The organism is Rossellomorea sp. DA94 (assembly GCF_029834455.1).
Classification (GTDB): Bacteria; Bacillota; Bacilli; order Bacillales; family Bacillaceae_B; genus Rossellomorea; species Rossellomorea vietnamensis.
On record NZ_CP122397.1, the window covers coordinates 924,037 to 937,535 of the forward strand.

General features: G+C 45.4%; 18 protein-coding genes and 1 pseudogene. 11 read left to right on the forward strand and 8 right to left on the reverse strand.

What is annotated here, in order from left to right; all coding sequences use genetic code 11:
• The first annotated feature begins 126 nt into the window (after positions 1–126).
• Both P8596_RS04800 and P8596_RS04805 read left to right on the forward strand, forming a co-directional pair.
• On the forward strand, positions 127–468 hold the full coding sequence (locus P8596_RS04800; protein WP_279726200.1) for a PadR family transcriptional regulator: 342 nt from the start codon (positions 127–129) through the stop codon (positions 466–468).
• A complete protein-coding gene (locus P8596_RS04805) occupies positions 465–1,478 on the forward strand; it encodes an HAAS signaling domain-containing protein (RefSeq protein ID WP_279726202.1) in 1,014 nt (337 codons plus the stop codon). Before P8596_RS04800 ends, P8596_RS04805 begins: the two co-directional genes overlap by 4 nt.
• Before the next feature lie 35 nt (positions 1,479–1,513).
• Here P8596_RS04805 and P8596_RS04810 read toward each other — a convergent pair whose 3' ends face one another.
• On the reverse strand, positions 1,514–1,876 hold the full coding sequence (locus P8596_RS04810) for a VOC family protein (RefSeq protein WP_279726203.1): 363 nt from the start codon (positions 1,874–1,876) through the stop codon (positions 1,514–1,516).
• 193 nt (positions 1,877–2,069) lie between these two features.
• Here P8596_RS04810 and P8596_RS04815 point away from each other — a divergent pair, with 193 nt between their 5' ends.
• Positions 2,070–2,474, forward strand: a complete 405-nt coding sequence (locus tag P8596_RS04815; protein WP_279726205.1) for a DUF4181 domain-containing protein — start codon at positions 2,070–2,072, stop codon at positions 2,472–2,474.
• Between the two features lie 81 nt (positions 2,475–2,555).
• On the forward strand, positions 2,556–2,966 hold the full coding sequence (locus tag P8596_RS04820) for a DUF4181 domain-containing protein (RefSeq protein WP_279726206.1): 411 nt from the start codon (positions 2,556–2,558) through the stop codon (positions 2,964–2,966).
• Positions 2,967–3,042: 76 nt separating this feature from the next.
• Here P8596_RS04820 and P8596_RS04825 read toward each other — a convergent pair whose 3' ends face one another.
• The gene (locus P8596_RS04825) at positions 3,043–3,177 is read right to left on the reverse strand and encodes a hypothetical protein (RefSeq protein ID WP_263497602.1); all 135 of its coding nucleotides are present in this window, start codon (positions 3,175–3,177) and stop codon (positions 3,043–3,045) included.
• A 269-nt stretch (positions 3,178–3,446) separates the two neighbouring features.
• On the opposite strand from P8596_RS04825, the gene P8596_RS04830 reads away from it, so the two are divergent.
• Positions 3,447–3,968 (forward strand): SRPBCC domain-containing protein, encoded by a 522-nt coding sequence (locus P8596_RS04830; protein ID WP_279726208.1) that lies wholly within the window; start codon positions 3,447–3,449, stop codon positions 3,966–3,968.
• A gap of 40 nt (positions 3,969–4,008) precedes the next feature.
• Positions 4,009–4,386: a VOC family protein gene (locus tag P8596_RS04835; protein ID WP_224520991.1), complete on the forward strand. Its 378-nt coding sequence runs from the start codon at positions 4,009–4,011 to the stop codon at positions 4,384–4,386.
• Between the two features lie 67 nt (positions 4,387–4,453).
• On the opposite strand, the gene P8596_RS04840 is transcribed toward P8596_RS04835, so the two are convergent.
• Positions 4,454–4,696, reverse strand: coding sequence for a hypothetical protein (locus P8596_RS04840; RefSeq protein WP_279726209.1), 243 nt, complete (start codon positions 4,694–4,696; stop codon positions 4,454–4,456).
• A gap of 390 nt (positions 4,697–5,086) precedes the next feature.
• On the opposite strand from P8596_RS04840, the gene P8596_RS04845 reads away from it, so the two are divergent.
• The 4 genes from P8596_RS04845 (at position 5,087) to P8596_RS04860 (ending at position 7,952) form a co-directional block, all read left to right on the forward strand.
• Entirely contained in the window at positions 5,087–5,479 is a 393-nt protein-coding gene (locus tag P8596_RS04845) for a hypothetical protein (protein ID WP_279726211.1), read from the forward strand.
• A gap of 171 nt (positions 5,480–5,650) precedes the next feature.
• Positions 5,651–6,004, forward strand: a complete 354-nt coding sequence (locus tag P8596_RS04850) for a GNAT family N-acetyltransferase (RefSeq protein WP_481900335.1) — start codon at positions 5,651–5,653, stop codon at positions 6,002–6,004.
• A gap of 141 nt (positions 6,005–6,145) precedes the next feature.
• Complete coding sequence (locus P8596_RS04855; protein WP_279726213.1) at positions 6,146–7,000, forward strand: AraC family ligand binding domain-containing protein; 855 nt, start codon at positions 6,146–6,148, stop codon at positions 6,998–7,000.
• A complete protein-coding gene (locus P8596_RS04860; RefSeq protein ID WP_279726214.1) occupies positions 6,987–7,952 on the forward strand; it encodes a proline dehydrogenase family protein in 966 nt (321 codons plus the stop codon). Before P8596_RS04855 ends, P8596_RS04860 begins: the two co-directional genes overlap by 14 nt.
• A 34-nt stretch (positions 7,953–7,986) precedes the next feature.
• Here the strand turns inward: P8596_RS04860 and P8596_RS04865 are convergent.
• The 3 genes and pseudogenes from P8596_RS04865 to P8596_RS04875 all read right to left on the reverse strand — a co-directional run.
• Positions 7,987–8,477, reverse strand: a pseudogene (locus P8596_RS04865) (GyrI-like domain-containing protein); the annotation flags it as partial.
• A gap of 58 nt (positions 8,478–8,535) precedes the next feature.
• Positions 8,536–9,546: a hypothetical protein gene (locus P8596_RS04870; RefSeq protein WP_279726216.1), complete on the reverse strand. Its 1,011-nt coding sequence runs from the start codon at positions 9,544–9,546 to the stop codon at positions 8,536–8,538.
• The gene (locus tag P8596_RS04875; protein WP_224520985.1) at positions 9,539–10,423 is read right to left on the reverse strand and encodes an ABC transporter permease subunit; all 885 of its coding nucleotides are present in this window, start codon (positions 10,421–10,423) and stop codon (positions 9,539–9,541) included. The genes P8596_RS04870 and P8596_RS04875 overlap by 8 nt, the downstream gene beginning before the upstream one ends.
• A 114-nt stretch (positions 10,424–10,537) precedes the next feature.
• Between P8596_RS04875 and P8596_RS04880 the strand changes: the two genes are divergently transcribed.
• On the forward strand, positions 10,538–11,215 hold the full coding sequence (locus tag P8596_RS04880; protein ID WP_279726217.1) for a hypothetical protein: 678 nt from the start codon (positions 10,538–10,540) through the stop codon (positions 11,213–11,215).
• Positions 11,216–11,256: 41 nt separating this feature from the next.
• Here the strand turns inward: P8596_RS04880 and P8596_RS04885 are convergent, their stop codons facing one another.
• Entirely contained in the window at positions 11,257–11,607 is a 351-nt protein-coding gene (locus tag P8596_RS04885) for a potassium channel family protein (RefSeq protein WP_279726218.1), read from the reverse strand.
• Between the two features lie 183 nt (positions 11,608–11,790).
• A complete protein-coding gene (locus P8596_RS04890) occupies positions 11,791–13,443 on the reverse strand; it encodes an ABC transporter substrate-binding protein (protein ID WP_279726220.1) in 1,653 nt (550 codons plus the stop codon).
• Positions 13,444–13,499: the final 56 nt, after the last annotated feature.

A 13,499-nucleotide genomic window follows, 5' to 3' on the forward strand; every position in this document is an offset into this window, starting at 1 on the left:
TCCCCATGCTTCCCCATGCTTCTTGAAAAAAATGTCTTTCTTTTCTGCACGTCCATAGTGTATGATACATAGTATAAACTATATAGTGTACGACAAACAGTATTTTTCAAGCAGAGAGGTGAACGTATGGATAAGACACTGCTGACATCGTTGACGACGGAGCTGCGGAGGGGGACTTTGACCCTGGCCGTATTGAGTCAATTGCGGACACCGCAGTATGGATATTCACTTGTACAACTATTGGAGAAAAGCGGAATTTCGATGGAACAGAGTACACTCTATCCACTGCTGCGCCGGTTGGAGAAACAGGAACTGGTCACGAGCAGCTGGGACCGGACGGAAAGCAGGCCGAGGAGGTATTATGTGTTGAGCGAATACGGCATTGAGATCTTAGGACAGTTACAGACCGAATGGGAAAAGATGTCTGGGGAATTGGCCATTTTATTAAAGGGGGACGAGGAAGGATGAAGCTTGTTGAACTCTATATTCAAGAAGTGATGAGGAGGCTTCCGGAGAAGAACCGGGATGATATTGCCTTGGAATTGAAATCGACGATTGAAGACATGCTGCCGGACGATTACACAGAAGAGGATGTGAGAGAGGTCCTGACTTCACTTGGAAATCCGGCCGTATTGGCTTCGAATTATCAAGACAGGCCGATGCATCTGATCGGTCCGAGATATTATGATCTGTATATAACGCTATTAAAGATCATTCTCCCGCTTTCCGTTGCGATCACGTTCATCGTGTTGGCCGTTTCATCTGTTTTGAGCTATTCAGGGGAATCAAATCCCATCGAGGTGCTCTTGTCGATTGTAGGAAATGGGCTGGGCGAGGCCATCGGAACAGCCATGCAGGTCTTCTTTTGGGTGACCCTCACATTTGCCGTCATCGAGCGGACCGTTTCAACAGACAGTCAGACTCCCATCACCATGAAAGGGAAAGAGTGGACGCCTGATGACTTGAAAGACATTCCATATATCCCGAAAGAAAAACGAATTTCCAAGTTTGAGATTTTCGGAGGCTTGGTTTGGACGATCATCTGGTCCAGCTGTTACTTTAAAGCCTCAAGTATCGTCGGTATGTATGAAAAGACGGACAGCGGAAGAATATTCACTCCTTTTTTCAACGGTGATGTGCTCATTGGGTATTGGCCGTTGGTCGTATTCCTGATCGCCTTGGAACTTCATCTGCTCTTTAAAAAATGGAAAGCGGGGGTCTGGACCAGGAAGCTTGCGATCGTGAATGCAGTCTATCAGTTCATTCCCGTTCTAGCCTTTATGTTCATGTTCAGGAATACGGAGTTGCTGAATCCTGGATTCATCGATCGAATCCAGGAACTATTCAACGGCTCCTTCAACTTTCAGTGGCTTTACCTGACCATATCCGTTGCTCTCCTAGTCGCAGCCGTGATCAACAGCTATGACGGATTTAAAAAAGCCTGGAAGCATGGGGACGGTTCTGCTGCTTCCATCTGATGTAAAAAAGAAGCACGAGAACCGTCCCCGTGCTTCTAAACCGCTTGAATCATTTCCACCCGATTCCCGAATGGATCCCTGAACTCGAAACGATCGAATCCGGGTATCGGGATTCCTTCAAGGATTTGAATGTTATGTTTCTCTAGCACATTTCTCCAAGTGGAGATGTCATCCACCCGATAAGCTAAGTGCGCTTTCGTTTTGGAACGGTCGACTCCATCTTCCGTGCCGATGTGAACATCTCTGTCTCCGACTCTCAACCAAAACCCGCCTCGACCTTTTAGTGAGGCGGGTTTTTCAACTTCAGGTAAGCCAAGAAGACCGCAATAGAAGTCTTTCCCTTCCTTTTCAGAGCCTTTTGGAATGGTGATTTGGACGTGGTGCAGACCTAGGATCATCGTATCTCCCCCTAATGTTAGTAGAACTTAATCTTAATCCAATCCTATCCCTACTATTTCAATAAGTAAATGACGATTCCTTTATTATGTATGATAAGGTTTACTTATTATGGATATATATTCAAATTTAGAGGGTGGTCCTTGAAACCTTCATGATTTGAAAATCGTCAAATAGATGAATAGGGGGTGCTGAATGTTCTGGTTGAAATTTGTCTTGATTGCGTTGGTCGTGTTTGCCCTTATCTCGTTTGTTAAATTTATTTTGCGAAGAACGTTGAAGATCGAGAAAGTAAAGAAGGAGTTCTTTTCTAACAATTATATTAATGAATTGCATCGTAAAGTGGACAAATGGGTGGGGCGTTTGACCGGTCTCATCTTACCTATTATCATACTGGTTCAGATTAACAATGAGGCCTTTCATTATTTGTTGATAATGGGAATGATTCTCAGCTCCATGCTGGACTATGGTGTGAAAGCATTCTTTGAGTATAGATATAGTGAAGTCCCAAAGCAGGCGATCTTAACGGTAACAGAATGGTTTCTGGTGATGACAGCCGTAGTGGTTGTGTTGCAGTTGGGGTTGCTGGGTTCTTTTTAAGAAGCATGGGGACGGTTCTGCTGCTTCCTTTTCTGCAGTGGACATATCCCTGAAAATCTTTTTTCGGAAAGGGGGAGGAGGATGGGACTCTTCTTCTTAAAAATCATGCTCATCTTGATGATCTACCTTTTGCTGATGTACACATTCCACCGGGGGATAAGCAGCTGGCTCGGTGTGGGAAAACGGAAAATATTTTCCCATGATATCATCAATGAACACCATGAAAAAGTGGATACATTACACAGGAAAATCATGATGGTCGCCTTGTTCGCATGTGTCTTGATAGATGTCATTTTTGATTTTGAGCACTGGTATCAGAATCCTTACTCGTTCATACTGCTCATTCTCATCAGCGGTTCATTCCTGAAAGCTTACATGGAATGGAAATATGTTGAGAATAAACGTGAATGTACCTATACAGTATTGGAAGCGAGTTTCGGTTATGGTCTATTAATCTTATTATTATCAGTGGGCATTGAATTGGTATTTTAAACAAAAGCATGGGGACGGTTCTGCTGCTTCTTTTTTTACCGAAAAGGAAGCACGAGAACCGTCCCTTTGCTTCCTCTCAAAGATTATCTGTACTAATCCTTGGGGCTTCGGATTGTAGAGAGGCTGCCGCTTTGGCGTTATCGTTGTGTCGGTCCTGTTTCTTTTCGGATGTGCTGTATTCTTTGGGTGTTTTCTTTTTGTTGTTCATCATTTCACCTCCTATGGATATTATGCTCCATTTTCACTGGGAAAATGAATGTGGTAATGCGGGATGGTGGTGCATCCTTGGGGACGGTTCTGCTGCTTCTTTTTTTACCGAAAAGGAAGCACAAGAACCGTCCCTTTGCTTCTCCTTTGCTTCTCCAGAAGGAATTAAGGTTTTTCTGAAGAATACTACAAAGAGCTGCTTTTTTTGCAGAGAAGCCATCATGTCATTACATACGTATTTTCAACTCATTTAGAACCTGAGGAGGGAACGATATGTCCAACAGCAATCAAATGCTTTCCAAAGTGGAGAATAACCGGGTACTTGTACTGGAGAGGATCTTCGATGCACCCCGTGACCTGGTGTTCAGTATGTTCAAAGAACCTGAGCATCTTAAGGCCTGGTGGGGACCTAGAGGCTGGGAGTTACCTGTATGCCGCGTGGATTTCCGTCCTGGCGGCGTCTGGCACTACTGTATGAAGTGTGTGGATTCCAACCAAGGTCAATTCTATGGAATGGAATCTTGGGGGAAAGGGGTCTATAAAGAAATCATCGAACCGGAGAAAATAGTCTACGTCGATGCGTTCTCCGATGCGGAAGGTAACACAAATGAAGACCTGCCTGAAACGGAAGTGACAATGGAATTCATCGACATGGGAAGCAGGACGAAGCTGATCAGCCGTTCTCTTTATTCGTCAGAAGACGCCCTTAAGACCGTGATGGACATGGGCATGATCCAAGGCATCACAGAAACGTGGGATCGCCTGGAAGAAGCTCTTCAGTTACTAAATAAGTAATAAATACAAGGGAACCTATTCTAAAGGAGTGGAATGATCAATGATGACGAAAGTCGGTCAAATCATGTTATACGTTAATAATCAGGATGAAGCAGTACAATTTTGGACAGAAAAAATGGGATTCATCGTAAAGGCTGAGGAAGATAACGGTCAAGGAATGAGATGGATCGAAGTGGCCCCGAAGGACGCCGAAACCAGCATCGTTCTGCACAACAAGGAATTCGTGGCTAAGATGTCGGCTGGGGTCAATCTGGGTACGCCTTCTTTAATGTTTTTCACCGACCGGTTTGATGAATTGTATACGGATCTTTCCAATAAAAAAATCAAAGTTGGGGAAGTCGTCAATATGCCTGCCGGCAGGGTATTTAACTTTGCTGATCATGAAGACAATTACTTTGCGGTGATGGAAAAGAAGTAGGAGGGTGAGCCAGGGGGACCTTGGCTCTTTTTTTGTAAAGAGGCCGGGGGACCAGTCCCCTTGGTTTTTACGGACGTTTCAACACGGCAGCAAGCATCTTATGCACGACCTCATGATTCCGTACATCATGTAAGCGATATTCCTCACCGGGCAATGAATACCACTCCTCAGCCCCCACGTAGGTGATCGATAGCGTAAGGGCACCATTCTCCTCACAATCTGTCACCAGTTCAAGTTCTCCACTGATCACCCCGACTTCAGACGTCATGACCCCGCGGGTGGCTGTAAAAACAGTTGATCTCTTTTCCATATGTTGGCCTCCATTTCTGGGTTTGAATGTCCAAAAGGAAGCACGAGAACCGTCCCCGTGCTCCGTCCCTGTGCTCCGTCCCGGTTGGAGCATGTCATTCCCCTAAGAGAATGGGATATTAATAGTGAAATAGTGCAACGCGTTCTTTAGAGGAAATAGCATAAGGTGTGTTTCCTTCTACTTAAAATGATAGGGGATGGAAACCTCATCCAACAAGTGAATATTTTGTAAATCAGGGGTCATTTAGAAAAATAGATCATTGTTTTTGTTCCTTCAGAATCACCATTTTATGGGAACTCTATTCAGTATGTGACGTTTTCACTAGATGGAGAAATAAGTAGATATATAGGAATTAATTTGAAATAATTGGATGAAGGGAGTGGGTGAGAATTGAAAAAAATCATATTGACAGTCCTGTTCGTCCTCTTATTTGGGCTCATCAGCTATTCCATGTTGTACAACGGATTTACTGGAGTGAAGAGTATGACCATCCAGACATACGATGAATCGTTTGATGAGGTTAAGCCGGTTACGGATCCCGAGATCATTTCAACGGTCACAGGAATCCTCAATCGGTCGAATAAAATTACGCATACACGATATAAGATAGCCATAGAGCCTACATATAAACTAAAGCTAGTAGATCAAAAGAGTGAAGAAATTTTATATCTTCACGAAGGCTTCGACAAGAATGAAACGTTGATCTCGAGTGATCGTAGGGAGCATTATTACAAAATTAATCAAAAACAAACGGATAAAATCGTTCAACTTTTATCAAAGTGAATTGGAGGGTGAATCATGATACATATTCAGAAAGCAAACCAGACTCACATAAAAGGGATAAAGAAAGTGTGCTCGGATGGCTATTAGGCGACGTACAAAGAGATTTATGCAAAGAACTATATTGAAAGAGTGATAGAAGAGTTTTATAACGAGGAACGAATATTGAAGGAAGTGACCACATCGGACCGGAATTGGGGAGGCTATTTTGTCGCAGTCGAAAACGGGGAAGTCCTTGGCGCCGGTGGAGGCGGGATGATAGGGGACACAGAAGGAGAGCTGTTTGTTTTATACCTGGATCCATCAAGACGGAATGAAAGGATCGGGACCCTCTTGTTAGAGGCCATCACCCAGCAGCAGAAAGAAGAATTCCATGCCAGTAAGCAGTGGGTGTCTGTGCAGGAAGGGAATGAGAAGGGGATTCCTTTTTATGAGGCGAGAGGGTTTGTTTATGAAAATGCGCAGCTTGGTTATGGGAATGAAGGGGAGGAGGACTACCGGTCGTTGAGGTATTCACGTTTCATCTAAGAAGCATGGGGACGGTTCTCTTGGATTTCTTTATTACAAAAGGAAGCAAGAGAACCGTCCCCATGCTACCGTCAATATCATACAAGAAGCCTCCCATGAGATGTGTTACACTGTTCTTCAGAAACACAAAGGGAGGTTGTTATGGTGGGAAAAGGTGAGAGAAGTGTCCGGTACGATCGGGATTTACAGATTGAATCGTATCGTTTTGAGGGCATCATGCAAAAATTTCCTAACCACTTCCATGAGTATTATGTGATTGGGTTTATTGAAAGTGGTCAAAGACGAATGTCTTGTAAGAATATAGAGTATGAGATCGGTCCGGGGGATCTGATTTTTTTCAATCCATTTGATAATCACTCCTGTGAACCGATTGATGATCAACCGTTGGATTATCGCTGCTTGAATATTAATGCTGATATCATGCGAAAGGTGACGGAAGAGATGACAGGGGAGGATGATCTTCCTTCCTTTACTTCTCCTGTTGCCTATCGCAGTGAGCATGCTCCCTTACTGAAGAAGCTTCATCAGATGATCATGGATGAGATTGTCGATTTTGAAAAGGAAGAGACGTTCTATTTCCTATTTCATCAGCTTATTCAAGAATATGCCTCGGTCACAAAGGAAGCCGAATGTAGAGTGGTGAAGCAGGAAATCGAGGATGTGTGCAATTACCTGAAAGTCCATTATGCAGATTCTGTCACCTTGGACGACTTGGCCAGGATGGCGAATCGGAACAAATATTCACTATTGCGCTCCTTTACCCGGATTAAGGGCATCACCCCGTACCGATATTTGCAGACGATCCGTGTCAGTGAGGCCAAAAAGCGGTTGGAGCAGAATATGAAACCGCTGGACGCGGCCATGGAGACGGGATTTGTGGATCAAAGTCATTTCAGCCGTTTCTTTATGGAGTTCATTGGGCTTACACCGGGACAGTACAGGGAGATTTTCACCTTAGAGAAAAAGGAAGGACGTGAACCGATTGAAGGTAAATGAAGAAATTCGTTTCTCAAACGCTCTTAAATCCATTGCCAGGGATCAGGGGCTCAAAAGCTATATTCAACACTCAGAAGACCTTTACCCGATTTTCATGAAAGGGGCCAAGCGGTTTGTGGCTGGGGAAACACGCAGAGAAGGGCTGGAACGCGTGATGTCGTTATCGAATGAGGGGTACGAGGTATCATTGGAATACTTGGGAGAGAATACTTCAAAAGAAGAAGAGTGTATTCTCGCCAAAAATGAATTCAGGGACATCATAAACGATCTTGGGGCTGCCGAGTTGAAGGCTACGGTTTCATTTGATCTTTCCCATATCGGTATGATGGTATCTGAGGAACTGGCACTGTGTCATCTGAAAGTATTGGCCAAAGAGGCAGCGGAGCACGGTATTCAACTGATGATCAGTATGGAGGAATCCACGAAGACCGATCAAATTCTATCTATTTACAAAAATGCCTCTACTGAATACCCCAATGTAGGGATCACGTTACAAGCGCATTTGAAACGCTCCGATCGTGACCTGGAGGACCTCCTGAAATATCCGGGCAGAATCCGATTGGTCAAGGGGGCTTATCAGGAGCCAAAGGAGCTATACATTCCGAGGTCTGCCGAGCTTGATGAGCGATATATCGAATTTGTCACCACATGTGTCCAACATCAACACCCACTGTCCATTGCGACGCATGATGAAAATATCTTAATGAAATTAAAAGAAAAAGGATTGCTCGATGGATCCACTGTAGAAGTAGAAATGCTCGATGGAGTGCGTCCGGACTTACAGGCGTCGCTAAAAGACTCTCATATTCAGACGAAAGTCTACGTCACATATGGAAGCGAATGGTACTTATATCTTCTTCACCGAATCGCTGAGCACCCGGCTAATATTTATTCCTTCATCTCGGACATCATTGAACGGAAGCATGGGGACGGTTCTGTTGCTTCTTCTTAATAGAAAAAAGTAAGCACGGGGAGCTTCCCCGTGCTTACTTTGATAGGATCGGCACCCACAGCTCATGCCTGGGTTTATGTCCCGGTCCATAATAACATTCAATACAAGGTACATTCGCCAGTTCATACCCTGATGCCGGCACCCATTCAGTATATAATCGTTTCCAGGCTTCACGCACATTCGGAAAAACGGCCCAAGTACTTTGGGGAATCACGAGCGTTTCCATTCCTTCACGGGGCTCCCCGTCATACCGTACCCCCATGAAATACGTGAATTCTTCATCCAATATCGCCGCTTCCTTCCCGCAAACCCCCAATATTCCTTCCAAGGAGCATTTCGGATTCTCCCACGACATATCGATTAGTTCCTTCATGAAGCCGTCTTTCTTCGCTTTGCTCCAGAGGGTCGGGATGATGTTAAAGGCTCGGTTGGTGTTAACGGGTTCCCCTTTTCCTGCCAATCTGAGTTCAAAATCCAATTGCTCAATTCGATAGTCCATTTTTCAGTGTCTCCTTTACCGGAATGTAAAAAGATATGAGCCGGGAAGGAAGCAGGAGAACCGTCCCCATGCTTCACCCCTGCTTCACCCTTTTAACGTAAACAATTCTTCGGAATGAACGGCTCGTTCGGTTGATTTCTTCTCTTCTTTTACCTTCTTTTTAACTGGTAGATCGCTGTCGATCAGTGCTTTCTTTAAGGTGGCGCTGATGGAATTGATGCTTAGGATCAGGATGGAGAATAGGATTAAGGGAACGACCACGAGCATGGGCGTGGAGAATACTTGCTGGATGTTCATGCTGATGGTGGCAGCCCATTCGTTTGTCTCGGAAAAATAGACCGGGTTGCTTGGTTCAAAGCCTATTGCAAATTCCGCCACCTTCATTCCGCCAAGGGCCATCAGGATGATGCCGAGTTGAATGAGGAGGGATAGGGCTTGTGATACCTGTTCGGAAAATAACACGATTGAATGACGCAGAAATTGTGGCAGGAGATGTTTTCGTATGAGATGAATACGGTTTGCCCCCATGCTCTTCGACACGTCGACGAATTCATGCTTCATAAAGAGCTTCATTTCCTCTCCCAGATAGATTCCGAGAGATGGGATTGTGATGGCCGCAATCCCCGCAAGCTGGATGAAAAAGTAGCGGCCGGATGGAAGTGCCCCTCCCTGGAAGGCCCCCTCTATCGGTGCCAGCAGTCCAAACACGACAATCGCAAGGGGAAGGTATTGAAATGACTCTCCCAACCCTTTCAATGGGCGGGTGAATGAACCTGGCAGAAACGTGTAAAGAAGGGCGAAACCAAATCCAAAGATCATCCTGAGCGCCGCAATGACCAGGGCTGCGAAGATCGTGAATTTCGCACCGGCAATCAGGAGGAGCAGGAAATTTCTGCCCAGTCGATCACTTCCGAGAAGTGGCATTTCCTCAGGCGTGAAAGGCGGTGCGGCGATCACCTTATTGTTCTCATCCGATAAATATTGAGTGATTTCGTCATAATCGGGATTGAGAACGGGAACCAGGAAGCTTGCCACAAGCAGTCCGACAATAATCAACACAGGAAATGCCAATCGTTTCATGGCCGTCTTAGACATTGTATTCTCCTCCTTTCAGCCATTTCTTCAATAGTAATGAACCGATTGTAAACACAATATAGAACGGGACGAAGATCAGAAGCATCCCGACGAAAAAGGCCGGCGATGACGAGGTGGCGGTTCTCAGCAGGACCGTCATGAAGCCTTTGATATTGAATAAAATCTCAATGACAAGAAGATTCGATAGCATGAGCAGGAAAATCGGCTTCAAATGCAGGAAGAAGTGGATCCACACATTCCGGAATACATGAAACCAGATCGTATAACTCTTTTTGAACCCTTTTGAATAGGAGAATTCTACATAAGGTTTACCTTCTTCTTCCTTCAGCTGGAATAAGAATTGTTTCACTAAAAACACCACGGGCAGGAACGAGAGGCAAATGACGGGCAGCGTGTAGATTTTTTCTTCCCCGGTCGTGTAGATGTCGAATAAGAGGACATCCGTTCTTTTAAATAGCCAGATGATAAACAATTGGAATAATACGACGAGGAATACATCCGGAATTCCGTCGAGAACGTTGACCACCTTTTCCGAAGCGCGGTAAAGCTTCCGTGGCATGAGCATCATCAGGTAACTTGCTACTACCGAAATTATGATGGCGGCCAAAAAGGAGATGAACAAAATGGTGAACGAATATGGATAGGTGCTGGAAAAAATCTCGAACATACCGTATTTTTTATTACCAGCCCCCCACAGGACGACAATGGAAGAAGGGGAAGCGAGTTCTAGAATCGTATCCCATAGCCTAAGGCCGTATGCCCCCACATTAATGACAAGCTCTGTATCATAATCCAACAAGGCGCTGATGCCGCTGAGTAGAAACAAACCAACGAACACAATCACAAACTGTAAAGGCGTGCGTAATGCTTTATTCATAGAATCCTCCTGACTAACTTTAGGGGAAATGACAATTTTTACTATATAAATGGTACAATAAAGGTATGTAATAGTAAACACTATTCAGAAAATATTGTCGAAGGTGATAGGAAAATGTGTCGGAAAATAGTTGTACTTGTATTACTCACTGCCTCTTGTTTGTTTCTCACTGCCTGCCGGGTGGTCTTTGATCCATTCGCTCAAAACGCGGAACAAAAAGAAGTGCAAAAAGAACATCGGCAAAAAGCGGACGTGCAGGAGCAGGAGGACGTCGTGGAGGAGGAGCCTGAGGAACCAGCGTTTAATATTGATGCAAAGCTTACGTTGGATGGGGAGAATATGGTGATCTCAGGGGAGACGGATCTTCCGCCTGACACGATTCTAGAAATAAAGTTAAAGCCGTATAAGGGAAATGCGTCGATTGAAGAAATTCAGGAGGAAACGGCTGGTACTCTGAATGAAGTGCCTGCCAATACGGTAGGGATCGGAACTTCGGTGGAAGAAGACGGATCAATCAGGGAGAAATCCTACTTCAGGCCGGATTTATCGACACGTTACCGATTTGAATTGACCTTTGAGCCAGAGGGACAAGAAGAAGAGATTAAGCAGCAATTAATCGAACAAGCGGGAAATCTGGATGAACTGCCCGGATTACAGGTGTTGAAGGAAGCCGATCCCGATACGTCCATGGTTCATGGGGATGAAGCAGTGAAAGGTTACATCCAAACCGTCAACATCATGAAAGCCGACGAAGAGAACGGGGACGGGGTGACATTGGAGTTTGAAAGGTAAGCAAGGGGACGGTTCTCGTGCTTCCAAATAAAAAAGGAATGCTATTCACTCTCAGCATTCCTTTTTTGTTTTTCCGGTTTTTGGATCATCGCATACGCCACATACCCGATCATCCCAATGAAGACCCCGTTCCCGCCAAAAATATAGATCATCGTGAATATCTTGCCAAAAGTCGTTTGAGGCTCAAAGGTAGGATGCCCGATTGTGCTTAACGTGACCACGCAAAAATAAAGGGCGTCAATTACCGGCAGGCCTTCCTGCTTCACATAGAAAAGGGTGCCTGAGAATAACATGACCAGGACCATGGTAAAGAGAACCTGGAAGTTTTTTAGTTTAAAAGCCTGCCATAAAGCTTTGACCAGCCTCTTTAGTGTGAGGAAGAATGAAATCATGGTTGTAAGGGACTCCTTTGATCGTCTGTGTTTTTGATAGCATAACAGATGGGAGGTAGGTTGAGAAGAGTCTCTTGGACGGGGCTGATTCGGAGGGATTCCACTGGTAATGAAAAGGCGGATCGATAAGTCATCTCGATTCTCCCCGAAAAGGAAGCAGGAGAACCGTCCCCCTGCTTCCCCCTAAACCTCCGGCCGAACCCACAATTTTGCAAAGTCCACATACCCAAAATGCTTGGTTTCGATGTTCATAATGTCGGTGGAAAAAGGGATGTACCGCTTCTCATAATAAAGGGGGATCATGATCGCTTCCTTCATGAGGCTATTTTCCAGATTCATATTTAGAGCGGTCCAGTCCTCAAAGGGCGTATGTTGATATGCGTCGAGAAGCTCCCTCCATATTCCTTCTTTTTCAAAAAGACCGTCAAGAGGGGAATAGCCGTTTTTCAAAAAGTGATAAAACGAAAAATCCTGATTGGATTCAAAGATTTCCCCGTGAATGAACAGATCGACATGGAAGGTCTCCGGCTGCCGTGTCAGGGTATCGGCAAATGAAAACCACCGAACTTCAACGGGAATCCCTTCTTTTTCAAAGATTTCCACGAGCCACTCGGTCGTTTTCGCCGTATGATTGGCAGAGCGGATCACGAGTGGTTCCGTGAAGTGGGGACGGTCGACTTCTGGGATCGTCATGCCTTGATCCTTCCCGACGAGAATGCTTTTCCCGTTTGGAGTCAGGCGTGGATCGAGGTCAGGGAGGGTGTGGCGTTTCTTCGCGATCACCCAGTGCAAATAATCCCGGACTTCTTTCCTTTGAATCTGGGAATCTCGTCCTGGAAGTGCATTCATTACGACGATGCCGAATCCTGAATCACTCTCAAACTCGACCGAACGGGACTGATTTTCTTCTATATGAGAGTGATAGATTCCCCTGAAGTCCTTAGGCACCTGAACGAATTCGACCGTATCGAGAAGAGGCCTTTCCTGGAAATGCTCCTTGAAAGCGGTGAGGGTGGTCTTCGAATCGGTATTCTCTTCAAGGGAGAAGCAGCCTGTCCCCAAGGTCCGTCCCTTGTTTTCTTTATAGATGCTCGCGCACATCATGGTGAGCATGGGGAGGATGTAGCTGCACCCCCTCGGGTGATGGATGTCGATGATGAGAGGGGTTTTGACCTCGATTTCTTCGATCGGTTCCCATAGTTCCCTGTAATGCCGGCAGTTCTTTAGTCGGTCGAGGCAATGGGCGACATCCTTTGCGGTCAGAATAGATCCATCATGGAAACGGACATCCTTTTTTAAATAAAGTCTTAGTTTACTAGATGAAACGTCCCAGCTGTGTACGAGTTCCGGCAGGATGTCCCCTTTTTCTGTGATGGAAACGAGTCGGTTGAAGACGTTTGCCACGAGGTGAGCACTCATGACGTCGGCCGCTTCCAACGGGTGGATGGAGAAAAAGGGATAGCGCTTCGGGACGATCAGCTTATCCTTGGGCTCCTTCACAAATCCGAGCTTACTGTGGAAATGATTCATCAGCCTCATCTTGCTGTCGGTGGACCAATCGTACATGAGATACTTGCTGCTCTCGTCAATCGGCTCCTGCTCCATCCGCTTCACGACTTCTTCTTCGAACACTTCCTCCACATCTCTTTTCCATTTCAGGGTCGATACATTCCCACGCCCGCGACCCGGGGTGAAAGCGATCCATCCTTCTTCATTCCATTTTTTCAAGTAGCGGGAGGTCTGTTTATGGCTTAATTTCAGGGTTTCAGAGATTTCCTCCACGCGGATGCTGCCTGAGGGATAGTACCTCCATAGGGTGAGTAATTTGTTTTCCATGCGGGTTCTCCTCCTAAAAGGGGACATCAATTTGAAAAGTGTCTATTTTTATAATG